The following is a 22969-nucleotide window of genomic DNA, read 5'->3' as shown; positions in this document are numbered from 1 at the left end:
CCGTCACTGAACCGTCACCTGGTCGCTCACATACCGGATACCGACCTGTCTCCGGATGTCATCGAGAAGGTCCATCGTGGCAATCGAGTCCGCCCACGGCATAGTGGGGCTTTCGGTCAATCCCTCCTGGATGCACCGTGAGACTTCGCGAAGCTGGTAAACGTAATTGCTTCCAACCTGGCCGAAGGCTTCGACCCGGGAACCGCCGTCGTTCGTTGAGATGGTGAGCTCCGCAGGGTTGCACTGCGGAGTGGACGCCGTCAGCCATCCTGCATTGCCGCTTACCGTTGCAGTACCCGGGCAGGCGGCTACGATCGACGTGATCAGCTGGGCGTGCGCCCCGTTTTCGTAGGTTAGCGTCAATGCATTGCGCATATCGACGCAGTCGTCAGTCAGCGTGGCCTGAGCCACCACTTCAGCAGGGAAACCCAACGCGCCGAAGGCCCACGTCAGTGGATAGACCGCGAGGTCCAGCAGCGCGCCACCGCCTGCGGCCGGGTCCCACAGGCGGGAGCGCCGATCGTAGGGGGCAACGAAACCCAAATCTGCCTGGACCCACTGGACCTCTCCAAGCTCTCCCGAGGCAATGATGTCCCACGCCCGGTTGATGCTCGGAAGGAAACGGGTCCAGACCGCCTCCATCAGGAAGACACCATTGGCCTGCGCAGTCTCAGCCAACGTCCGGGCTTCCGCAGCGTTCACAGTGAACGGCTTCTCGCACAGGACGTGCTTTCCCGCGGTGAGCGCTGCCTCCGCTACCAAACGGTGCTGGCTGTGAGGCGTCGCGATGTAGACCACGTCCACCTCCGGGTCGGCGAACAGCCGCTCGTACCCCGTTTTGCCGTGCGCGTCGTGGTAGCTGGACACGAAACCGAACTCATCCGCGAAAGCCGTAGCGTTCGCTTCGCTGCGTGAACTCACGGCCTGCAGCACGGAATCCTCGAGTAGCGCGAGGTCGGCGGTGACCCGGCGGGATATCTGCCCCGGGGCTACGACGCCCCAGCGCAGGTTCTTCCCGGTCGGGGCCAGAGGGTCAACCCCGGGTTCGGCGCACGGCGGAATAGGCAGTAGGTGTTGGCGCATGGTCTTCCTTCAAGGCTCAGGCGGAACCGCGGACCACCAACGAAGTAGGCAGCAGGGTCGCTCGCTCGGCCGGACCGCCCTCGATCAGTGAGAGGAGAATCTCGGCCATTCGGTGTCCCATCTCAACAATGGGGTGATGAATAGTAGTCAGTGCGGGCGTCAGCGAGGTGGCGAACGAGTCGTCATCGAAGCCGACGACGGCGATATCGGCCGGGATGCTGATGTTGCGTTCAGCGAGCACCGCGTAGGCTCCGGCGGCCATCTGGTCATTGGCAGCGAAAAGCCCATCAATCTTCCGGCCGCGGTCAAGCAGCCTGCGCATCGCCTCCCTGCCCGACGCCTGTGTGAAGTCGCCTATTTCCACGAGTGAGGTGTCGAGCCGGGCGGACCGCAGCGCTGCTTCCCAGCCCCGCAACCGGTCGATACCCGCATACATGTCCTGCGGACCCGCGATGGTGGCGATCGACGTCCGTCCGGCTCCGATCAGGTGCTGCGTGGCCCGCGACGCAGCCGCAAGGTTATCGACCTCAACGAAGTAGCTTTCGCGTTCCGCCTGGAATGGACGTCCCGCGAAAACCACCGGGAGCGAATCGCTGATTCTGGTCCACGAGTGGTCCCCACTGTGGTGGGAGACCACCAGCGCACCATCGACATTCCCTCCAAGCAGATAACTTCTGGTCTTCTCAGGCCGGGCTTCGGACGAAACGATCAGGTTGAGCGTGTATTTCGTCTCCACCAGTGTTTGCGCGATGCTTTCCACGAGGGTGGCGAAGAACGGGTCGGCGAACACCTTCGACGTGGACTCCGGTACAACTACTGCCACTGAATTGGTGCGCCTGCTCGCGAGTGAGCGCGCGGCGCGGTTCGGTATGTAGTTGAGGGTTGCGATGGCGCTCTGCACGGCTTTCACAATGTCCGGATCCACGTTCGGCGCATCGTTGACCACCCTGGACACTGTCGATCGTGAGACGCCAGCCAGCGCGGCCACCATTTCAAGGGTTGGCGCGGGCCGCGACCGGCTTGCGTCTGTCTTCACAATTCACTCCGTGCATGGTGCTGGAACCTGTCGGTCCAGTCTAGGTCGGCTCAGGCCCCGGCCGCCGTCAGTACCTGTGCTCCCGCTGGTTTCACCTCCTCGTTTGCCCTCGCGTGGGTGATCAGCTTCCGGTACGCGTGGCCGCTGTCCTTGACTGTCCGCTCGAAGGAGTCGTAGTCCACCCGCACGATGCCGAACCGCTTGCCGTACCCCCAGGACCATTCGAAGTTGTCGAGCAGGGACCACACGAAGTAGCCGCGCACGTCAGCGCCGGCGTCAATAGCCTCTCCAACGGCGGCGATGTGGTCGAGCACGAATCGGGTGCGTTCCGCGTCGTGCACCAGACCGTCAGAGCTCACGACGTCGTCGTACGCCGCGCCGTTCTCCGTCACGTACAGCGGCGGCAGGGTGGGGTATTCCTCCCCCAGACGGACCAGCAGCTCCCGGAGCCCGTCCGGGTTTACTTCCCAGTTCATGGCGGTCCTCGGAAGCCCCCGGCTTGGGAACGCGATGTCCTCCGACCCGATCCAGCACGACGACGTCCGGCGGGTGGTTCCGCCGGAGTGGCCATCGCCGCCTTCGGGATCCGGGTGACCGCTGATGAGGTCATCGTGGTAGTGGTTGACTCCCAGGAAATCAAGCGGCGTTCCGATGATCTCGAGGTCGCCGAACTGCATCACCTCCCGGAGGCCGAACTGATCGAGGTCCGCCAGGGTGTCTTCCGGGTAGGCGCCCCGCAGGATCGGGTCGAGGAAGATGCGGTTCTGCAGCGAGTCGAACCTGCGCGCCGCGTCCAGGTCCACCGGGTCTGCAGGATCTCGCGGGATCGAGTTGCTGAGGTTCAGCGTGATGCCAAGCTGCCCTGCCCCGCGGGAGCGGAGCGCATTGACTGCCAAGCCGTGTGCGAGGTGCTGGTGGTGGATCGCGGCAACCGCGGCGCGGGGCTCCTGCCGACCGGGGGCATGGACACCGGCGGCATAGCCGAGCAACGAGGAGCAGAACGGTTCATTGAACGTGGTCCAGTGCTGCACGCGGTCGCCCAGCGCCGAGTAGACGTCATTGGCGTAGTCCACGAACCGGTAGGCGGTGTCCCGGTTGGCCCATCCGCCTTTTTCCTCCAGGGCCTGCGGCAGATCCCAGTGGTACAGAGTCAGCCAGGGGAGGATCCCGGCGTCGAGCAATTCATCCACCAGGCGCGAGTAAAAGTCGAGCCCTTCCGAGTTCGGTCCACGGTCTCCGGGACGAACCCGTGCCCAGCTTGTGGAGAACCGGTAGGAGCCGAGCCCCAGCTCCTTCATGATCCGGACGTCCTCCGGCATGCGGTCGTAGTGCTGGACCGCATGCTTCAGGGTGTCGCCGTTTGCAATGGCCCCCGGCACGCGGGCAAAAGCGTCCCAGACGGAATCCTCCTTGCCGCCTTCATGACTGGCCCCTTCGACCTGGGCGGCTGCGGTGGCCGAGCCCCAGAGGAATCCTTTCGGCCAGGTCCTGGCCGGGTTCCCGGTGGTGGGTTCACGGTGTATATCGTCGAGTGGCATTAGCCCTTCACTGCTCCTTGCATGATTCCTGATATGAGTTGTTTGCCTGCGATGGCGAAGAGCACCAGCAGGGGAAGTGTTGCGAGTATTGCTCCCGTGAGCACGATCGAGTAATCGACGTAGCGGGCAGCCTGCAGTTGGCTCAGAGCCGTCTGCAGGGTCGGGTTGCCGGAGTCGAGCACCAACAGGGGCCAGAGGAAATCGGTCCATGCCGTCATGAACGTGAACAAGCCCAGGATCGCCATGGCCGGCCGTGCAGCGGGAAGCGCCACATGCCAGAAGGTCGAGATCATGGAGGCGCCGTCCATGCGGGCGGATTCAATCAGCTCGTCGGGGATGACGTCCACGAGGTACTGACGCATGAAGAACACGCCGAAGGCAGTCACCAGCGTAGGAACGACGACGGCGCCGATCTCACCGGTCCAGCCCAGCGTTCGCATCATCATGAACAGCGGGATGATGCCCAGCTGGGTGGGAATTGCCATGGTGGCGATCACCGCGACCATCAGTCCGTTCCGCCCCTTGAAGCGAAGCTTCGCGAAGGAGTAGCCGGCAAGCGTCGAAAAGCTCACGACCGACACAGTGATGATGCCGGAAATCAGGACACTGTTTCCCAGCGCCAGCCAGAACGGAATGGTATCCAGCACTTCCCCGGCGTTGATCCAGAAATTCCCACCGGGAAGTAGCGGTGGCCAGGTTCCGGCGAGCGCCGAATTGGACCGGCTGCCGATGATGACTGACCACCAGAGCGGGTACGCCGAGGCAAGGAAGAAGGCACACAGCAACCCGTAGGTCAGGAACCCGGGACGGTGCCCGTTGCCGAACAGCTTCCTCCGCAGGACGGGCGGGCGCGCGCCCCCATTGCGGGTGGCGGACTGCGTCCTGGCGTCGATGACAGTCATTGCCCTCTCCTCGTGGTCGTGTCTTCTGCTACGGCTGGGTTCCCGGCCGATGATTCCCCCGAGGGTGCCGGCGGCTGGGTTCCGATGGCGGGAAGTACGACGGCGGGAACCGGGGACTTCTTCCTGCGCCGGCTTCCTGCACCTCGCGTGGGCGTACGGGCGTCACCGGTGGTCGCGATGCGTCGCGAGATCAGCCAGTTCACGATGCCGAAGATAACGATGAGAAGGAACAGGAGCCATGCGATGGTCGCAGCCTTCCCGAAATCTTGGCGCTGGAAGGCCATCTCCCACAGGTAGAGGACGGTGGTCTGGAATTGACGTGCGGTTCCACCGGCTGTCCTGGGGTCATAGAGCTTCGGCTCAGTGAAGATCTGCAGGCCGCCGATGGTCGCGGTGATCACCACGAAAATCATGGTGGGACGGATGCTCGGCAGGGTAATGCTGAAGAAGCGGCGGAATGGGCCGGCACCGTCAATCGCGGCGGATTCATAGATGTCCCGCGGCACGGCCTGCATGGCCGCCAGGAGGATCAGTGCGTTGTATCCGGTCCATCGCCAGTTCACCATCGTGGCGATCGCGATGTGGCTGGGCAGGGTTTCGTTCATCCACATGATGCGATCGATGCCCGCGCTGGCCAGGATGTTGTTGATGAGCCCGTACTGCTCTCCGAACATGTTCGTGAAGATCATGGCAACGGCAACCGGAGTGACGATGTACGGGAGCAGGATGCTCATGCGCCAGAACGTCTTGGCACGCAGGTTCTGGTCGAGGACCGCCGCAATTGCTGTTGCGACAACCAGTTGCGGGATGGTGGAGAGCAGGAAGATGCTCACCGTGTTTAAAAGCGAGTTCCAGAAGAACCTGTCCTGCAGTACTTCACTGAAGTTCCGAAGACCCACGAACTCGCCCTGCCCCTTCAGCAGGTGCCAGTCGAAGAGGGAGACAACGAAGGTGTAACCGAGGGGGAAGAGCCCCACGAGGCCGAACAGGAGAAAGAACGGTGCTATATAGAGGTACGGAGACGCCTTCACATCAAGCACGTTCAGGCGCTGGCGGAAGGTCGGGGCAGGTTTGCTGGCAGCAGGGCTGCCGGCTGCCGGGCGATTCAGTGTCGTGGTCATTGACGGTTCCAGACTCCATGAGGGGGCCTCCGGTACTCCCGGAGGCCCACGGCCGGTGTGCTAGTTGTTGACGACGAGCTCGTCGAGGAGCTTGACGGCTTCATTCCATGCCTCGTCGGCCGTTCCGGAGCCCGTGTCGAGCATCTTCAGTGCGGGCGCGAAGACGTTCTCCTGAATCACCGAGTCGTGCGGACCCTTGAACTGTGCGACGACGCCCTCGGCGCGGGAGGAGAAGATGGCACCGTAAGGAGCGTCATTGAAGAGCTCGTTGGGCACTGCATCCTCAACAATCTTCTGCTGCGCCTCAAGGGTGCTCGGGAAATTGTTCGCGGCGGCAGACTGCTTGACCTGCTGCTCGGGGGCTGTCAGCCAGGCTGCCAGTTTGGCGGCCTCGGCGGGGTGCTCTGAGCTCTCAGGGACGGAAAGGAAGGCTCCACCCCAGTTCGAGGCGCCGCCCGGGAAGACGTCGGCGACGTCCCAACCGCTCTCCGGTCCGCCGCCGGCGGATTCCAGCTGCTCCTGGATGGTTCCGAGCATCCAGGCGGGGCACACATGGACAGCGAAGGAGCCGTCCACGAACGCCTTGCCCTTGCCCCAGTCGAACTGCTTCTGGTTGGCGGACAGCCCGTCGGCGGTACCGGCAGCGAGGAGATCAAACTTTGCGCGCATAGCTTCGTTGCCCTCGACGTTCAGCTCGCCGTCGGCGGTGTAGTAGCCCTCTTCCATCTGGTTCACCATGGAATTCCAGACGAATGACGACTGGTCGTACCAGGCTTTTCCTGTGGCCTCGTTGTACTGGCGGCCCAGGTCGAAGTAGGTTTCCCAGGTAGCGTCGTCGCCGCCGAAGAGTTCAGCAACTTCCTTGCGGTCGGTGGGAAAGCCTGCTGCTTCGAAGAGTTCCCGATTGAAACACAGCGCCTGCGGGCCGATGTCGGTGCCATAGCCGATCACGCGACCCTCAGGGTCGGTTCCCTGCTCAAACTTCCAGTCCACCCAGTTGTCCTTGATGTCCTGTGCGCCGTACTCGTTGAGGTCCACGAACTGGTCGGACACCTCCATGATGGAGCCGAGCCAGCCCTCTTCGACGGCAACGACGTCGCTCAGGCCTGACCCGGCTGCGAGCTTGGTGAATGCGTCCGTTCGGGCATTGGCGCTGCCGTCGATGTTGGTGGCCTCGATGGTTACGCCGGGGTTCTGCTCCTCGTACTCGGCGTACAGGTCGTCATAGCCGAAGTTTCCGAAGGTGGTGACGGTCAGTTCAACAGGGTTCTCGGCGCTGGCGGGTTCGTCGCTATTGCTGCCGCAGCCGGTGGCTGCGAATGCCAGGGCAACAGTGCCGGTGAGGGCGGTAATCATTCTGGTGCGTCGTGAAAGGATCACGGTCACTCCTTTGTGTGCGTGCTTGATCGGAAAGGGGCATGGAAATTCGCACCGAATGACCTTCGCAATAGGGCGTTGTCAACCAGCGGACGGCTTGGTGCGGAAGAGTTGATGGAGCGCTCCATCAGCGGTTCAGCCAATCTACAGATGATGCACGTCACATGTCAATAGAGCGCTCCATCACCCTTTCACGAGGCAAGGCCCATTGCGGCCTGAGACGCTGTCGCCGCCCCGCGGCGGGGGACGGCGACCGCTAGGTCAGGAGCGTTCCGCGAGCTGGAAGGTTCCGAAGGTGACGACCGAGGCGCGGGTGATCTCCGCCGTCGTCTCCTTCAATGAGGCCTTGACGCGTTCTGCGGCCTCCGGAAGCCAGATGGGGGTGTCAGTGCACAGCGGGTAGATCAGCACGTCCACTTCCCGGCGACTCGTGTCCTCGGCCTGTGTGATGTCGATGTCCCACGCCGATCCGTTCCAGAACACGTCCTCGGTCCGCCCGTCGAAGAACGACGACGCCACGTCACCCACGAGCTCCAGCCGCAGCAGCGACCGCACACCCGCCGCCGCTTCCCCGTCCACCGTGATTCGGAAGCGGGCGACATGGCGGCTGAACTGCTCGGACGACGGCGCGGACGCGCGGCCCGGAATCTCAACGGTCCTAGGCGGCGGCGCGGCGGCGCGCGAGACCTCCTCGATCGTCACTTCAATCTCCTGCTCCGGCGGGTGAACAGGATGCCGGGAGAAGCCGCCGTCGTTCGGGTGAGCGAGAGGAGGGAAGACGGACGCCTCGTCCGGCTGCGATGCAACCACGACCAGCCCGCCGTCCTTCTCGATAACGTCACTCGCTGAGAGCACCAGCCTCCGGCGTCCTTCGACCACCGGCGTCCATGCCTCCAGCGCCTGCGCAGCCGAAAGGATCAGCAGGCGCAGCCGTGCGCCGTCATTGCTGATGAGGGTGATCAAGCCCTGTCGAAGGTCCTCAAGCACCAGCTCCCCATCACTCTCGACGCAGGGATGACCGTCAACCCGGTAGCCGGCCGGCACGGCGAGGTGGGCATCGACGCCGTCGTTGGTTGTCAGCACCAGGACGGGCGGTTCGTTCTCCGGCTCAAGAACCGTCAGGACGTTCAGCGTCGCCCAGCGCACGACGACGCCACCCACCTCCAGATTGATGGGCCACGACATGAACTCGCCCGGCGGGACCGTCACCGGCCGGTGCGGGAGGCGGACCGTCTCGTCGGGGAGAGTGATCTCGAACCGGAGGTCTGTCTGCGTGGGCAAGGGCTCGAACGGCCGGTGGTTGTTGATGAACACGAATCCGCTTCTGCCGTCACTGCGCAGTGACCAGCGCAGACCGTCCCCGTCGTCGTTTTCCGGAATGGTGGCGTTCATTGCCGCGAGGCGGGATCCGATAGCTTCCAGGAATGAGTGCTGATTCCGCAGGCGGTGGAAGCTTTCGCGGGTTTGGAGGTGCGCACCGACGGGTGCGCCGAAATCGTAGTTGAACTCCGGCAGATCGTTCGGGTAGCCGGTGGCGTGGGACTCCTGCAGCCCGCCCCGAGGGTTCGTCCCGCCGACATACATGTAGTAGCCCTGCCAGGTGGACCCGCTGCCCAGCTTGCAGAGCGCGACGGCAGCGATATCTCGCGCGGTCGGCGACGGACGGCGGTGGTAGGCGGTGGCCATCCCGCCGCCGAGTTCGCAGGTGGCGGCGGGGAAGTCGGGGTGCTTGGCGCCGACGACGCCGGTCCAGCTCTCCCCCGCGAGATCCTTGCCGATTCCGGGGTCGTCCCACTGGTGGGAAAATGTGAAGTGGGCCTGGAAGCTCTCATCCCAGCCCTGATCGGTATCCACCCAGAAGCCGTCCGAGTACCCGCCATAGAGTGGGAAGACCTCACCGACCGGAATGGCCGCACTCCCCCACGCCGTCGCCGTCCACAACGGTGCGTGAAGTCCCGCACCACGAGCGAGGTCCTTGAGCGCGAGGATGTGGTCCGGCTGGTCGTACAGTTCGTTCTCGAGCTGGATGCCGATCACCGGACCATTGCTCCCGCACAGCCCAGCGACCTCCCGGCCAATGAAGCCGAACCAGGTCCGGACAGCTCCAAGATAGCCGGGGTCGTTGGTGCGTTCAGTGTAATCGGCATTGACCACCCAGTCCGGATGGCCGCCGTTCCGGACCTCGCCGTGGCACCACGGGCCGAGCCGAAGTATGACCTCCAGCCCGATCTCCGCGCAGAGCTCGACGAAGGCGGCCAGGTCCAGGTTCCCCTCGAAGCTCGGTTCATCCCCGGTCGGCTGATGATGAATCCAGAAGATATACGACGCCACGACGTTGATACCGCCCGCCTTCATGAGCCGCAGCGCCTCGGCCCAGCGTTCGCGCGGCTGGCGGCTGTAGTGCATTTCGCCGGTCACCGGGATCCACGGCTCGCCGTTGCGGAGAATGCTGCGGTTGGTGAGGCCGAGCCCGGGCCTACGGTCGAGGTCGTTGGCCATTCGTGGGCGGGTTTCGGGAGCATCCCAGCCGCGGTGGGTGATCTTCAGAGGGGGCATGACCTTGACGGTAAGCGCATTCCTAGAGGAGGGCAAGGAACGCCTAGGGTTCCAGGACGTAGGTCAACAGGTCATCCAGCGTCTGCTCCATGTGCCGGTCCATCGCGAGCCTGGAGCGCTCGGGATCCTGCGAGCGCATCGCGTCCATGATGTTGGCGTGCTCGGCGATGGCGTTGATCTGAATCTGGACCACTTTGGAGGTCTGCGCCCGCCGGGAGGCGAGGATCCGGGTCAGCGGCTCAAAGAGCACCGCGACGAACACGTTCCCGGACGCGTGCAGGATGAGGTCATGGAAGGCGAGGTCGGCAGCGACGAAGCGGTCGACGTCGTTCGCTTCGTGCGCAGCGCGCATCTCCGCGAGCTGCTCGTCCATCCCGTCAAGTTCCTCGACCGTGATGCGACGCGCGGCCAGTTCCGCAGCGCCGGTTTCGAGCATGCGCCGCAGCTCGATCAGCTGGACGGCCACGGCTGCGTCATCCTGGCCTTCGGAGGCCGCCCGCAGCACCGCCTCGAGGGATGACCACTGATTCAGCGGGTTCACGAACGTCCCGCGTCCCCGCTCCACCCGCAGGATGCGGCGGGCCACCAGAGTCTTCATCGCCTCGCGGACAGTCATGCGGCTGACCTCGTGCCGGGCACTGAGCTCCAGCTCCCCGGGTACGCCTGACCCGGGCGGGAACTCACCGGCAACAATGCGGTCGAGCAACTCATCAGCAACGACATCGACGAGCGATTTGCGTGCCATGCTCCCCCTCTTCCGCTGATCAGACCAGCTTACTTGCGCGTTTCGAATGTCCTCTGTCACACTATTTCGAATGGAAGATGTCTGACATCTTACATCCCTTCGGAAAAGCAGCTTTTACACAATGGAGTGCGCAGTGCCTACAGAGACATCTCTCCTCGCCGGTTACCCGGCCGAGTTCACCGTCCCGGCCGAAGCAGTGGCTCAAACACTTGAGAACCGCATGTTCGTAGTGCTCGACGACGACCCCACGGGAACGCAGTCCCTCGCGGACCTGCCGGTCCTCACCCGGTGGGAAACCGACGACTTCAGCTGGGCCTACGGCGAGGGCAAGCCCGCCGTCTACGTGCTCACCAACACCCGCAGCCTCGATGAGGCTGAGGCTGCTGCGCGCAACGAGGAAGTGGTCCGCAATGCGCTCGATGCCGCGGCCCGGTTCGGATCCGACCTGCGCGTCAGCTTCGTCAGCCGCAGCGACTCCACCCTGCGCGGGCACTACCCGCTGGAGCCGGACGTCATCGCTGCCACGGTCGCCGACACCATCGGCGAGACCACCGACGGCGTCGTCATCATCCCCGCCTTCCCCGATGCCGGCCGCGTCACGATCGGCGGCGTCCACTACATGCGCGGAGGCGAGGACGAACTCATCCCGGTCGCCGAGACAGAGTTCGCCAAGGATGCCACCTTCGGTTTCAGCAACTCGGAACTGCCGAAGTATGTGGAGGAGAAGTCGGGCGGACGGTTCTCCGCCGATGACGTCATCGTTCTCGACCTGAACATCATCCGTGCGGGCAGCGAGACCAATGACCCGGCACTCTCCGCCGTGTCCATCGCCGACGCGATCGAGGGCGCCGAGAACTCGACGCCGATCGTCGCCGACATCGTCACAGAGAACGACCTGCGCGCGCTCTCCCTGGGACTTGCAGCGGCTGAACGCCGCGGCAAGCGCCTGCTGTACCGTGTTGGCCCTCCGTTCATGCGCGGCCGCATCGGTCAGGACGTCCGGGAGCCGCTGACCGGAGAGGAAGCGTTCGCCGGGACCACCCCGAACGCAGCGGGCGGCCTGATCGTTGTCGGCTCGCATGTCGGCGTGACCACACGCCAGCTGAACGTCCTGACCAGCGAGCACAGCGCGGCACGCATCGTGGAGATCGACGTCGAGCGCCTGCTCACCGACGATTCGGAGCGTTACCTGGACGAAGTGGTCGACGACGTCACCACAGCTCTGGACGGCGCGGACGTCATTCTTCACACAAGCCGCCTCCTGGTGCGCACCGATGACCCGGTGGAAAGCCTGCGCATCGCGCGGACTGTCTCAGCCGCCGTCGTCGACGTCGTCAACCGGACGCTGAAGGCGTTCCCGCCACGGTTTGTCATCGCCAAGGGCGGCATCACTTCATCCGATGTCGCAGCTCACGGCCTGGAGATTCGCCACGCGATCGTGCGTGGGCCCATGCTGCCCGGAATCGTGAGCCTCTGGGCACCCGTGGACGGACCTGCCAAGGGCATCCCCTACATCGTCTTCGCTGGAAATGTCGGCGATGACCGATCTCTCGCGGATGTCACCCGCAAACTCAGCACCACCTTCTAATCCACACGTTTCAATGGAGATCCACATGAGCAGCACCGATTACCAAGTCACCGTCCTCGGCCTCGGCGCGATGGGCCTGCCGATGGCCTCGCGCCTGGCGACCAAACTGACCGTCCACGGCTTTGATATCGCGGAGGAGCGGCTGAAGCTGGCGAACGACGCCGGCGTGCGCACCTTCACTTCCGGCCGCGACGCAACCCATGGCGCGGACGCCCTGCTGCTGGCGGTGCGAAACGGCGAGCAGCTTACGGATGTGCTGTTCGGAGAGAACGGGGTGGCCGCCGCGCTGAAGCCCGGCGCCGTCGTCGTCCTCACCAGCACCGTCGGCACCGAAGCGATCGCAAGCACCGTCGCGCGGCTGGCAGAGTACGGTGTGACCCTGGTCGACGCCCCGTTGTCCGGTGGTCCGAAGCGGGCCGGTGAGGGGGATCTGCTCATCGTCGTCGGTGCCGAACCTTCCGCCGTGGAGGCTGCCCGTCCGGTGCTCGAGCTGTTGGCCTCCACGCTGAGCATCGTCGGCGACAAGCCCGGTGACGGCCAGGCGCTCAAGACGGTGAACCAGTTGCTGTGCGGAATCCACATCGCCGCCGCCGCCGAAGCGATGGCGCTGGCCGATGCACTCGGCCTCGACCAGAAGAAGACTCTCGCCGCCCTTGAGGCCGGAGCCGCCGGTTCCTTCATGCTTTCCAACCGCGGACCCCGCATCCTCGAGGCGTACAGCCAAGACGGCGCCGAAGTCCTCAGCCGGCTCGACATCTTCGTCAAGGACATGGGGATCGTCGGCAAGGCCACCAGGGACGCCGGGCTGGCGACACCCGTCGCTGCGGCCGCCGAGCAGCTCTACCTCCTCGGCCAGGCGCACGGCCTTGCCGCTGCGGATGATTCCGCCGTCATCCGCGTCGTTGCCCCCACGAGGCGCAGCGCCTAACTTTCCCGCTCACAGCGCGCTCCCGCCAAGTGATAGCAGTTCGGTCATCCGACAGCGTTCCGCCGCTATCGAATGGCCGAAGCGCTATCCGAACATGACGACCGGTCAGCCGGCCGCCGAAGAGCGTGAACCGTCGTCGTTCTCCGGATCACCTTTGGGCACCAACTTCAGAGCAGGGCGTGCGCTCTCCGCTTCCCGGTCCAGACCGAGAGCCCTGATTCGATTGATGAGTTCAGCTCGGAGCTGTTCATCGGATCCCAAAGTGCGCTCTTGTTCCTCTTCAAGCTCGTAGGCGCGTTCGAGCACTTTGCGCCCCTCCCGGGTGATTACCAGCCGGACGTCACGTTCGTTGGCGCCGTTTCCGCTTTGGACAAGCAGCCCATTCAGCCCAAGCCGGTCAATCACCTTGCCGAGGGTCTCCGGACGAACACGAAGCTTCCGTCCGAGCTCGTCCCGGCTCATTGTCTGCCTCTGAGACAAGAGCCGAAGCACGGTGAACCCGGCTTGCGTGATACCCAGGATGCGGAAGTTATCGCTTTCGGTATTTTCAGTTAGTCGCGCAGCGGTATTCAGAAGTCGGTTCGTTGGCCACTGGGCAAGATCCATAATCATCCCCACTGCCGCCTCTTGAGCGGCGCCGCTATTTGTCTAGGGCTGCATCCCCCTGACAACCATGATTCAAAGACTTTAGCAAACTACTGCCAGCGCATCATGTGGTCAGCTGGCGTTCCGAACATCCGCCTGGCGGCTCCACCCGCTCCGGGAAGGCTCCCCGTTTTCGCGGCGGTCCAGTTCTTCCCGGACCTCGTCAAGGCGCACTTCAGTCTCCGATGGAAACCACCCGGCGGAGTATTCCGCGTCCATCTGGCGCCGCAGCCTGCTGTGCAGAACGTGCAAGGGCTCGTCCCCCAAACCCTCCAGATTCTCGGGAAAGTAGCCACTCGGCGTCAGTCTGAATTTGCTATTCATCACAACTCCTCCAAAGACACGAACCGCTTCAAGGAATTTGTAGCTTACCGAAAATGAGAAGCAATGCAATATTGCAACTGCAATCACATTCCAATAACGGAGACAGCTGCCGACATCCCTGGCCGCAGGCCGACAGCTAAGCTTGAGCGGTGGGCGCGTCCTTGGGTCGGATCGCAGTCTGGTCCCTAATGGCCTTCCTGATAGCGATCGTCTTGGTGTTCGCGGGCATCCGCGTTACCACTGATGTGCCTATGGTTCTGCTCGGGCGCCCGGCTCCATCAGGTTCCTTCGAAGAACGCTACGTGGGTCATCCGTGGCTGGCCTATCTGCACATCGTGCCGGGTGTGCTGTACCTCCTGGGCGCCCCATTCCAGCTTTCTCGTGAGTTTCGCAATCGCCATCTCCGCCTGCACCGCCGGATGGGGCGGGTGGTCCTCACAGCGGGGGCGGTCAGTGGTGTTTTCGCGCTGGCCTTTGGCATTCCATATTCGTACGGAGGCTTCTGGCAGTCCGCGGCGACCGGCGTCTTCGGTACCTATTTCCTGGTCGCGCTCGCCCTTGCTTACCGGGCCATCCGCAGTCGCAGGATCACAGCACACCGCCGGTGGATGATCCGTGCCTTCGCCGTCGGACTGGGGGTAGGCACCATCCGGGTGTGGATCGGTCTTTTCGTGGGCTTGGGAGGGATGACGCTCCAGGACGCCTTCGTGCCGGCGTTCTGGTTGGGTCTGAGCCTCCACGCTCTGGCCGCGGAACTGTGGTTGCGGCGCCGCCAGCGCGTGCCGGTCACCCGCTGAATCTGTAGTCCCAGCCCTACGGACATGGTCTGTAGCTTCGCGACGGTTTAGACTCCAGCGATGCGCGCAGTAGTTCTGGATCAGGTTCAGGGGACCCCGGAGGTCCGGGAAGTACCCCACCCGACGGCGGCGCGCGGTGGCGTCGTGGTCAAGGTGATGGCGACCGGTCTGTGCCGCAGCGATTGGCACGCCTGGGCCGGGCACGACGACATCGCTTTCCCTCACATACCAGGCCACGAGCTTGCCGGCGTCGTGAGCGGGGTGGGCACCGACGTCGTGCGCTGGAAGGTGGGCGACCGGGTGACCGTACCCTTCGTGTGCGGCTGCGGCGGGTGTGAATGGTGCTTGAGCGGAAATGCGCAGGTCTGCCCCAATCAACAGCAGCCCGGTTTTACGCATTGGGGATCGTTTGCCGAGTACGTCGCCCTGCACGCCGCCGACACCAATCTGGTGGCTATTCCTGAGGCGGTCGATTTTGCGACGGCGGCCAGCCTCGGCTGTCGGTTCGCGACGGCATACCGCGCACTGGTCGGCCGCGCGCAAGTTGTTGAGGGCGAATGGGTAACCGTTGTCGGCGCCGGGGGTGTTGGACTGAGCGCGGTGATGATCGCCCATGCCATGGGCGCCCGGGTCATAGCGGTGGACCGGAACCAGGAGGCTCTGGCGCTTGCGTCCAGGTTGGGAGCAGAACACACGCTAATGGTCGACGGTGGGACGGACATCCCTGCCGCTGTTGCCGACATTACCGGTGGTGGTAGCCACGTCGCCGTGGATGCCGTCGGGAGCGAGCGGACTTGCGTTGACGCCATACTGAGCCTTCGACGCCGGGGACGGCACGTACAGATCGGGCTGTTACCCCCGATCAACGGTGACCCCCGTGTACCGATGGCCCGGGTAATCGCGTGGGAACTGGACGTCCTGGGCAGCCACGGCATGGCGGCCGCCGACTACCCGGGAATGATGACCCTCATTGAGCAGGGTTCACTACGGCCTGAGCTGCTGATCGAACGCACAGTCGGACTCGCGGAGGCGGCTTTCCTCTTGCCCGGGTTCGACCGGGCGAAGCCGGCCGGCATGACGATGATCGACCCGTCGCGCTGACGGTCGTCGCTCAGGGGAGCAGAGCGACGTGGATCTGGATGAGTACCACTTGGGGCAGCAGGCCGTTTATAACCTGTGCAAAGTCCCTCGTGATGTATAGATTTTATGAACGCTTACCAGCTGTATGAAGCGGTCCTCGCGGCATGGGCAAAACTGTCGTCCTGAAGGAGTTGGAAGATGAGGCCCGCCTGGCGGGTGGGCTGGTGTTGCGCGCCAACCCGGGGCCAGACCTCGTCGAACGTCTTGTCCGCACTGATCTTCCCTCGTTGTTACAAAACCACGATCCGGATCAGACAGAACGCCGAATGACGGGTGCTGGAATCGCGGGTTTGGGCAGTATCTCGACGAGGGTGCACGAGAAGTACCGTCCCGAACACAGCCTCAATTCGTTGCTGTCCCGACTGACCCAGGTTCTTGCCGAACGGGAGACTGGATTGCTGATCAGCGTCGACGAACTGCAGTCCATCGATATAGAACATCTGCGGACACTCACCACGGCGTTCCAGGAGTGTGTTCGCGATGACCCGATATCGCCTTTGTGGGAGCCGGATTACCCATCGGCGTCAAGAATTTGCTTGACCACCCTGGAACTACGTTCCTACGTCGCGCTCAGCGAGTTGACCTCGGACCCGTTTCCAGGGCAGAAACGCGCATAGCTTTCGAGGAAACGGTTAGGAGTAGTTCCCGCGACATCACTGAGACGGCTCTGGAACGGATCACCGCATTGTCGCTCGGGTATCCCTACCTCATTCAGCTCGCTGGATACCACGCATGGCGCCGGTCTGCGAACCAAGACGCCATCACCATGGAGCATGTTCAAGAGATTGAGCAGCGCGTCATACAGCGCCTCGGTACACAGCTTCACCAACCCGCGCTGCGGGAGTTGTCCGACACCGACAGGGCCCATCTCGAAGCCATGGCTCTGGACGCAGGGCCGCCTTCAACAACGGACATTGCAGATCGACTCGGCAAGAAGTTGAGCTACCAGAGCGTGTACCGGAAGAGGCTTCTAAATCAAGAGATCATCGTGGCGACCAGCCGTGGTTTCGTCGACTTCCGCAATTTGGTCAGGGAATCCGCAAGGGGTCAGTAACGGGGGACACTCACCGCAAGGGTGGATTGACACACCCGAAGCCGGGCGACAAGGGTTGCCGCCGTCAGAGCCAAACCCATTTCGAGCGCGATAATCATCAGAGACGACCCCGCCGCCGACCCAACGTAAGGCGAAGCTACCCCGTGCACATGCCCGGACGACGGTGCTGCCAGCACAAGGAGCAGGTGCAGCACCGCCATTCCGACGGCGCACCCGGCGACTTTCTGCAGTGCCTTTATCGATGAGTGCCGCCAGATGTGCACCGCACACGGCAGGCACACACCGACCATGAGGAGCATGAACACCCTCATCCACACCGGGTGATGCTCTCCCATTGCCATCCATAGGTGCGCCGCGCTTGAGCCGAGCACTACCCAGGCACAGATTCGGGGGTGGAGGAAAGGCCCCCGGATCACGCCGGGCCTAGCTGTGGCAGTGGCCACCGGAAGCCTGTGCGTTCGGTGGGACGTCAAGGACAGGACTCCGGTCGAAGAAGCCTTCCGGGCGGAGCTTGAAGCCAACGGTGTCCACCGGCATGATCGGCCAGTCCTCCACACGGGGGAAGTGCGTTAGCCCGAAGGTGTGCCACACGACGAGGTCCTGCCCGTCGAGGTCCCGATCCTGTGCCACGTACGTCGGCAAACCTGCTCCACCCGCATGCTGGTTGACGAAGTCACCGGTGGGGTACAGCTCGTTTTCCGCGTACCTGGTGACCCACAGGTCCTTGGTGGCGAAGGCGGCACGCCGAGCGATCGACGATCCTGGGTCTGCCAGCAGCGTTGGCTGGTTTTGCGAGTGGAGTTTGTAGCCCACCGGCTCGCCAAGACGGTTGCGGGATTCCGGGTTGGAGATGATCCACGTCCGGCCGGCAGCGGCGGCGGCTTCGCGGACAGCCTCCGATTCCCGGGTGAGTACGGTGCGCTTTCGGGAGAAGGCGTTGCCACGCTCATTTCCTTCACCCATGGTCTGGCGGACCACGTCCTCTTCCTCCACGCGGTTGGTGAAGCCATCAATCGCCATGTCGAGACGGGCACTGAAGAGGTGCTGGTGATAGGGAGCGCCCAATCCGGGGGCGAGCTGGGAAATGTTGTCCGAACCGCCCTCAGGGAAAGCAGAGGTGAATACGATGCCGGTTGCCTTGGCTTCGAACTCGATGGTGCCGTCAAGGTAGAGGTACCAGTAAAAGCCGTAGTCATAGTTGCCGATTGTCGTGAAGAAAGAAATCACCATGCGCCGGTTTCGGCGGGTGTAGTTGATGCCGGACCAGTCATCGCTGTGCTTGGCCAGTATGCCCCAGTCCTCCTCGTGCATACAGATGCCGTTCCGGATCTCACGAGGGTTCCCGAACGCATCACTGACAACCGGGCTGAGATAAGTGATATCGCCCAGACAGTCGCACCCGAGCTCGAGCGAGTTGGCGTACTGCCCCACGAGGTATTCGCCGGTATCGAAGTAGTTCTGCCACGACCGAATAGGCGAAGGATCGCCATACGGAACAACCATCTCTGCGATGGAAGCGCGCTTGATGATGGGTCGGAGCGTGCCCTTGTCGTTGAAGGACAGGTTGTGCAGAACGACACCCTCACGGACATCAAAGCCGACGTCGACACTCCAGTTTTCCCACTCCACATGGTTACCGCCGGTGACGGTGAAGCTGGGGCCCTCGGGCTGCGTGATGCTGATCGGCTTCTGGCTGGTGCGGAGCGGTCCGGTCAGTTCGGGATCTGTGTAGTTGCCGTGCTCCGTCGGCACCGGCATGATCTCCAGGTCCAGCACCTGCGTGACCTCTTCATTGACGACGTCGACGTAGGCAACCAGCCCGTCTACCGGATGTGCCCACGCACTATCCGCCTCGTGCTCCTGCACGAACGCGAGGCCACGGAGGATGCGGCGGCCTTTTTCTTCGGTGTACTCGTATACGCCGGCAGACAGCGGGGCAACACGCACTTTTGCAACGTCCAGGTTCCGGCTGGCGAGAGCTGCCAGCCACCGCTCATCCTTGGACAACAGCGCCTCAACGGCCTCGAACTCCTCTGCAAGCACCGGCAGCTCACCGGTGGAACCTGTATCAAGCTCAACGTGGGACAGGACTTCACCGCTCGTCGTGGAAACGAGGACGTCGTGAGGAGCTGCACCCGAAACGTCGTGAAGAAAGACGCGGAACCGGCGCCCGTCCCCGGTTGAGGCTGACCCACGTCCAGGATCAACGAGGCCAAGATACGCGATCCTCTTGGCGGGGCCGAGAAGGTCCCTCTCCCGGAGGATTCGCTGCACCTCAAGGATTTCTTCGCTCGTGGCCAGTGCGTAGGAATTGGCTGTCGCCGTGGGTGACGTTGTCATTGGATCTTCCTCGGTCCGCAGGTTTTTCTATGCTTGTAGAATAAACCCACCGTAAGGTGAATCACAAGGCTTTGCAATGAGGAGAAAAGAATCGTGCCGAAGATCGTGGACCATGACCAGCGCCGCCGCGAGCTGGTGGAGGCGACGTGGCGCATCATTGCCCGGCATGGCATCGAGGGCGCCACGATGCGGGACATCGCCCTCGAAGCCGGCTTCTCCAACGGAGCACTGAAGCCCTACTTCCCCACGAAAGACGATCTCCTAACCTTCGCGTTCCGCCATGTCTTCAACCGCACTAATCAGCGGATAGCGCTGACCACGTTCAACCGTTCGGGACTGATGGCTATTCGGGCGCTTGGACTGGAAATACTGCCGGTGGACGAGGAGAAGATCAGTGAAGCGCGTATCGTCATTGCGTTCTGGCAGAAGGCGGTCACGGACCAGCACAAGGCTGAAATTCATCAAGAGTCCATGAAGCAGTGGCGCTTTGCCCTGATGCGGCATCTGGCCGAGGCCCGCGAGATGGGGGCTGTGACAACCGGCGTCGACGACTCCGTAGTCACCGAGCAGCTGATGAACATGTTCCTCGGTGCGCAGGTCACCGCGGCCCTGACGGCAGTGTCGGACGAGCTGCCGTCGTACGCCTCACAGCTGGATGGGCTCCTTGCCAACCTGTCCTGAAGGATTCGCCCGGCGTCGGGCATAGTTAGTTGGGCTAGACAGCACGAGCAGCCGATCCCCCGGGAGGCGCCGGCTGCTCAGCGGTCGTTAGTGCACCGTCGTCGATACTGGGTCGGGGTCGAATCGCTCGAGGTCGCTCTCGAGTCGGCCGTAGACCTCAGGCCGCTTAGAGCGCAGGTAGGCGCCGTAGACCACGCCAGCGACGACGGCGAGCGCCAGCAGCCACGGCAGGATCGTCACGTACCACGCATCCGACCCGGCAAGTACGTCGAAGTTGATGATCGCCATAGTGCAGATGCCGAGGAGGCCCAGGAAACCCAGCCCGGGTGCCACAAAGGTTCGTCCCCAGCGACCGTCACCGCGTCGGCGGAAGTGCACAACCACAGCCAGCGCCGCTGACATTTGCAATACCAGGATGCAGAGGGTCCCGAAGCCGATCATGACGGGCACCAGCGTGGTGATCGCGTCGAGACCGAATGCCGCGAAGAGTCCGGCCACGATGATGGCGAATCCCGCGTTGACCATGAGCGCGTTTTGCGGCACACCGTTGGTGCGCGTGCGGGACAGGCTCGCCGGAAGGATGCCCGCCCGGCCAAGCGAGAACAGGTAGCGTGATGCCACGTTGTGGAAGGCCAGCTGCGCCGCGAAGAGACTCACCACGAGCAGGATCAGGACAACGACCAGCATGAATGGGCCGAGGTATTGGTCGACGAGCACGAGAACGAGGTCCCCGGTCTCGAGGCTCGCAAGCGCGGTGTCCTGAGCGTTCTGGACGCCAACCGCACTGACAATCGCCCATACCGTAATGGCGTGGATGAGGCCGACGATCACGATAGCGGCGTAGGTGGCGCGGGGAATGGTGCGGTGCGGGTCTTTTGCCTCCTCACTGAACAGCGACGTCGCCTCGAATCCGAGGAAGGCGGTCGCGGCAAGGAGAAGGCCAACGCCGAGCGAGCCGCTCAGGATGACGTCGAGACTGAAGACTTCGAAGCTGAATCCGGTCTGCACGAGCACGGAGATGCTGAACACGAGAAGAATGAGGACTTCGAGCACGAGCGCGACTCCGAGCACAACAGCGCTGAGGTCAATGCCACCCCGCGCGAGGAGGAATGCAATGAGCATGACAATGACGCCGGCGACGTACCAGTGCACTTCGAGGCCGGTGGTCTGCGCCACCACGATGCTCGTAAAGAAGCCGGCGGTACCGACAGCGCCGGCGACGAAGAAGTTGTAGCCCATCGTGGCGATGAAGCCCGCGATGAGGCCGGCGGTCTTACCGAGGCCCTTGACGATGAAGGCGTAGAAGCCGCTCGCATTCGCCAGGTCCCGCGACATCTGTGCGTAGCCGACAGCGAACAGGAGGAGCGTGATCGCGACGATGACGAATGCCACGACCACCCCGCCTCCGTTGCCGAGGGCAATCGCGAGAGCGGCGACTACGATTGCGACCGTGAGCGGTGCGACGGCCGCGAGAACCAAAAAGACCACGCCTGGGACTCCGAGTTGGTTCGGAGCCAGGTGATCGCGAGTGTGTTGCGCTGGTGTTGCCATTTTGAGTGATCTCCCAGTCGGTATGTGTGGTCTCAAGTCTGCTGAAGTCGCGACCCTCGCAATTGACCACCAGCGAAGAGGCTTGGACTCTCAGTGCAGACATGACCGGTGTCACATACCGACGTGGGCGAATGCCGTGGTCGGCACGTCGACGCTTGTAGCGCCGCCGTCGACCGGAATTACCGCTCCGGACACGTACGAGGCCGCGGGCGAGGCGAGGAACAGGGCGACTTCCGCGATCTCTGAGGGGTCCGCCGCGCGACCGAGAGGAACATCGATCGTCACGGTCGCGTATGCACTCTCGCGTCCGTCCAGTCCCGCCTGGGTTGCGAACTCGTCCATCTCGGAATCGGCCATCGGCGTGCGCACCCAGCCGGGACATATTGCGTTGGCGCGTACTCCGTTCACGCCGTAGTCACGCGCAATCGAGCGGGTGAGGCCGATGAGGGCGTGCTTTGCCGTGGTGTAGCCGATGGTGCTCGGGCCAGCCGCGAGTCCGGCGAGCGAGGAGACGACGACGACGGAACCCCGTGCCGCCTTGAGCGCCTCGATCGACGAACGGGCGAAGACGAACGCCGAGTCGAGGTTGGAGCGCATGCTCGCCGCCCAATCTTCGTCTGTCGTCTCCCCCAGGGCCGCGAAGCCGTGACCACCAGCATTCGCCACGATCGCGTCAAGCCGGCCGAAATGATCAAGCACGGTAGCGATCGCCGCGGCAGCATCCGTAGTGTCTGCCGCATCCGCGACAATGGGCAACGCTCCCGTGCGGCGCGCGACGTCGTCGAGTGGACCCGAGCGGCGCCCGATCACCGCAACGCGCCAGCCAGCCGCGACGAAGCGCTCGGCGACGGCGGCGCCTATTCCGGTGCCTCCGCCAGTCACCGCCAGCACGGGGACGTCGGTTTCTCCTCTGCGCACCGTCTCAGTCATCGCTACTCCCGCTCTCATCTGCCTTCCGGTCGCCGCTCTGCCCGAGCGCGCCCAGCCCCTTGAGGATCGTCCAGACCGATGCCTCGAACCGCTCACAGAGCTCAGGGCTCTGGGCTGCGGCGATACCGGCATCGCGCAGGCTCGAAACGAGCAAGGTGGCGAGTGTCTCTGGGTCAGCATCGGCGGGCAACTCGCCTGCCGCGTGGGCTGTGGTTAGTTCATGCCTGATGTCATCGAAGTAAGTCTGTGAGCCGACACCGCGCTCAGCCCGAAAGCCGAGAAGGTTGGGCCCCGAGACGCTGTAGAAGCTACCGAGGTTAGGTGAGCTGGAGAACTCGAGCATGGTGTTGGCGTAGCTGGCGATGCGCGCATCCCACCCGACCGTCTGCGACGCCCTCTCGCGTGCCAGAGCGATCAGCGACTCCCCCGCACGGTAGTAGGCGGCCCGGAGTACGCCATCACGTCCGTCAGGAAAGTGCGAGTAGATCGTGGAGCGTGATGTGCCGCAGGCGGCGCAGATGCGCTCGATGGTCGCTGCATCCACCCCTTCTTCGCTGATGAGCTGCAGGGTCGTGGCGGCCAGTTCCGCACGCACGTGATCACGCCGTCGTTCTTTCAGGGTCGTCGACATAG

General features: G+C 63.5%; 21 protein-coding genes and 1 pseudogene. 7 read left to right on the top strand and 15 right to left on the bottom strand.

Annotated elements, in window-relative coordinates:
* Nucleotides 1-3 precede the first annotated feature (3 nt).
* From AC5RTB_RS08090 to AC5RTB_RS08055, 8 genes are all read right to left on the bottom strand, one after another.
* A complete protein-coding gene (locus AC5RTB_RS08090) occupies nucleotides 4-1083 on the bottom strand; it encodes a Gfo/Idh/MocA family protein (RefSeq protein ID WP_494060552.1) in 1080 nt (359 codons plus the stop codon).
* Between the two features lie 16 nt (nucleotides 1084-1099).
* Nucleotides 1100-2119, bottom strand: coding sequence for a LacI family DNA-binding transcriptional regulator (locus tag AC5RTB_RS08085; protein ID WP_494060551.1), 1020 nt, complete (start codon nucleotides 2117-2119; stop codon nucleotides 1100-1102).
* Nucleotides 2120-2169: 50 nt separating this feature from the next.
* A complete protein-coding gene (locus tag AC5RTB_RS08080; RefSeq protein WP_494060550.1) occupies nucleotides 2170-3657 on the bottom strand; it encodes a GH1 family beta-glucosidase in 1488 nt (495 codons plus the stop codon).
* Nucleotides 3657-4559, bottom strand: a complete 903-nt coding sequence (locus AC5RTB_RS08075) for a carbohydrate ABC transporter permease (protein WP_494060549.1) — start codon at nucleotides 4557-4559, stop codon at nucleotides 3657-3659. Before AC5RTB_RS08075 ends, AC5RTB_RS08080 begins: the two co-directional genes overlap by 1 nt.
* The gene (locus AC5RTB_RS08070; RefSeq protein ID WP_494060548.1) at nucleotides 4556-5680 is read right to left on the bottom strand and encodes a carbohydrate ABC transporter permease; all 1125 of its coding nucleotides are present in this window, start codon (nucleotides 5678-5680) and stop codon (nucleotides 4556-4558) included. Before AC5RTB_RS08070 ends, AC5RTB_RS08075 begins: the two co-directional genes overlap by 4 nt.
* Before the next feature lie 60 nt (nucleotides 5681-5740).
* On the bottom strand, nucleotides 5741-7036 hold the full coding sequence (locus tag AC5RTB_RS08065; protein WP_494060846.1) for an ABC transporter substrate-binding protein: 1296 nt from the start codon (nucleotides 7034-7036) through the stop codon (nucleotides 5741-5743).
* 282 nt (nucleotides 7037-7318) lie between these two features.
* Nucleotides 7319-9613 (bottom strand): beta-galactosidase, encoded by a 2295-nt coding sequence (locus tag AC5RTB_RS08060; RefSeq protein WP_494060547.1) that lies wholly within the window; start codon nucleotides 9611-9613, stop codon nucleotides 7319-7321.
* 43 nt (nucleotides 9614-9656) lie between these two features.
* Nucleotides 9657-10358 carry a FadR/GntR family transcriptional regulator gene (locus AC5RTB_RS08055; protein ID WP_494060546.1) on the bottom strand — a complete coding sequence of 234 codons (702 nt, stop codon included), beginning with the start codon at nucleotides 10356-10358 and terminating at the stop codon, nucleotides 9657-9659.
* Between the two features lie 121 nt (nucleotides 10359-10479).
* Between AC5RTB_RS08055 and AC5RTB_RS08050 the strand changes: the two genes are divergently transcribed.
* Together AC5RTB_RS08050 and AC5RTB_RS08045 are read left to right on the top strand one after the other, a co-directional pair.
* The gene (locus tag AC5RTB_RS08050; RefSeq protein WP_494060545.1) at nucleotides 10480-11946 is read left to right on the top strand and encodes a four-carbon acid sugar kinase family protein; all 1467 of its coding nucleotides are present in this window, start codon (nucleotides 10480-10482) and stop codon (nucleotides 11944-11946) included.
* A 25-nt stretch (nucleotides 11947-11971) separates the two neighbouring features.
* Nucleotides 11972-12874, top strand: coding sequence for an NAD(P)-dependent oxidoreductase (locus AC5RTB_RS08045; protein ID WP_494060544.1), 903 nt, complete (start codon nucleotides 11972-11974; stop codon nucleotides 12872-12874).
* Nucleotides 12875-12979: 105 nt separating this feature from the next.
* Here the strand turns inward: AC5RTB_RS08045 and AC5RTB_RS08040 are convergent, their stop codons facing one another.
* Together AC5RTB_RS08040 and AC5RTB_RS08035 are read right to left on the bottom strand one after the other, a co-directional pair.
* Nucleotides 12980-13480, bottom strand: a complete 501-nt coding sequence (locus AC5RTB_RS08040) for a MarR family transcriptional regulator (protein WP_494060543.1) — start codon at nucleotides 13478-13480, stop codon at nucleotides 12980-12982.
* 111 nt (nucleotides 13481-13591) lie between these two features.
* On the bottom strand, nucleotides 13592-13843 hold the full coding sequence (locus tag AC5RTB_RS08035) for a hypothetical protein (protein WP_494060542.1): 252 nt from the start codon (nucleotides 13841-13843) through the stop codon (nucleotides 13592-13594).
* 188 nt (nucleotides 13844-14031) lie between these two features.
* Here AC5RTB_RS08035 and AC5RTB_RS08030 point away from each other — a divergent pair, with 188 nt between their 5' ends.
* From AC5RTB_RS08030 to AC5RTB_RS08015, 4 genes and pseudogenes are all read left to right on the top strand, one after another.
* Nucleotides 14032-14640 carry a DUF2306 domain-containing protein gene (locus AC5RTB_RS08030; RefSeq protein ID WP_494060541.1) on the top strand — a complete coding sequence of 203 codons (609 nt, stop codon included), beginning with the start codon at nucleotides 14032-14034 and terminating at the stop codon, nucleotides 14638-14640.
* Nucleotides 14641-14700: 60 nt separating this feature from the next.
* A complete protein-coding gene (locus AC5RTB_RS08025) occupies nucleotides 14701-15741 on the top strand; it encodes a zinc-dependent alcohol dehydrogenase family protein (protein WP_494060540.1) in 1041 nt (346 codons plus the stop codon).
* 140 nt (nucleotides 15742-15881) lie between these two features.
* Nucleotides 15882-16397, top strand: a pseudogene (locus AC5RTB_RS08020) (hypothetical protein); the annotation flags it as partial.
* Between the two features lie 149 nt (nucleotides 16398-16546).
* Nucleotides 16547-16834, top strand: coding sequence for a DUF8462 domain-containing protein (locus tag AC5RTB_RS08015; protein ID WP_494060539.1), 288 nt, complete (start codon nucleotides 16547-16549; stop codon nucleotides 16832-16834).
* Here AC5RTB_RS08015 and AC5RTB_RS08010 read toward each other — a convergent pair.
* Nucleotides 16828-17169, bottom strand: a complete 342-nt coding sequence (locus AC5RTB_RS08010) for a hypothetical protein (RefSeq protein WP_494060538.1) — start codon at nucleotides 17167-17169, stop codon at nucleotides 16828-16830. The genes AC5RTB_RS08015 and AC5RTB_RS08010 overlap by 7 nt on opposite strands.
* Nucleotides 17170-17257: 88 nt before the next feature.
* Nucleotides 17258-19174 (bottom strand): primary-amine oxidase, encoded by a 1917-nt coding sequence (locus AC5RTB_RS08005; protein WP_494060537.1) that lies wholly within the window; start codon nucleotides 19172-19174, stop codon nucleotides 17258-17260.
* Between the two features lie 93 nt (nucleotides 19175-19267).
* Here AC5RTB_RS08005 and AC5RTB_RS08000 point away from each other — a divergent pair, with 93 nt between their 5' ends.
* Nucleotides 19268-19855: a TetR/AcrR family transcriptional regulator gene (locus AC5RTB_RS08000; RefSeq protein ID WP_494060536.1), complete on the top strand. Its 588-nt coding sequence runs from the start codon at nucleotides 19268-19270 to the stop codon at nucleotides 19853-19855.
* A gap of 87 nt (nucleotides 19856-19942) precedes the next feature.
* On the opposite strand, the gene AC5RTB_RS07995 is transcribed toward AC5RTB_RS08000, so the two are convergent.
* From AC5RTB_RS07995 to AC5RTB_RS07985, 3 genes are all read right to left on the bottom strand, one after another.
* Complete coding sequence (locus tag AC5RTB_RS07995) at nucleotides 19943-21406, bottom strand: APC family permease (RefSeq protein WP_494060535.1); 1464 nt, start codon at nucleotides 21404-21406, stop codon at nucleotides 19943-19945.
* A gap of 111 nt (nucleotides 21407-21517) precedes the next feature.
* Nucleotides 21518-22336, bottom strand: a complete 819-nt coding sequence (locus tag AC5RTB_RS07990) for an SDR family NAD(P)-dependent oxidoreductase (protein ID WP_494060534.1) — start codon at nucleotides 22334-22336, stop codon at nucleotides 21518-21520.
* On the bottom strand, nucleotides 22329-22967 hold the full coding sequence (locus AC5RTB_RS07985) for a TetR/AcrR family transcriptional regulator (protein WP_494060533.1): 639 nt from the start codon (nucleotides 22965-22967) through the stop codon (nucleotides 22329-22331). Before AC5RTB_RS07985 ends, AC5RTB_RS07990 begins: the two co-directional genes overlap by 8 nt.
* Nucleotides 22968-22969: the final 2 nt, after the last annotated feature.

Source organism: Arthrobacter sp. M71 S08 (assembly GCF_059089725.1).
This window is presented reverse-complemented; position numbering and strand designations above follow the sequence as displayed.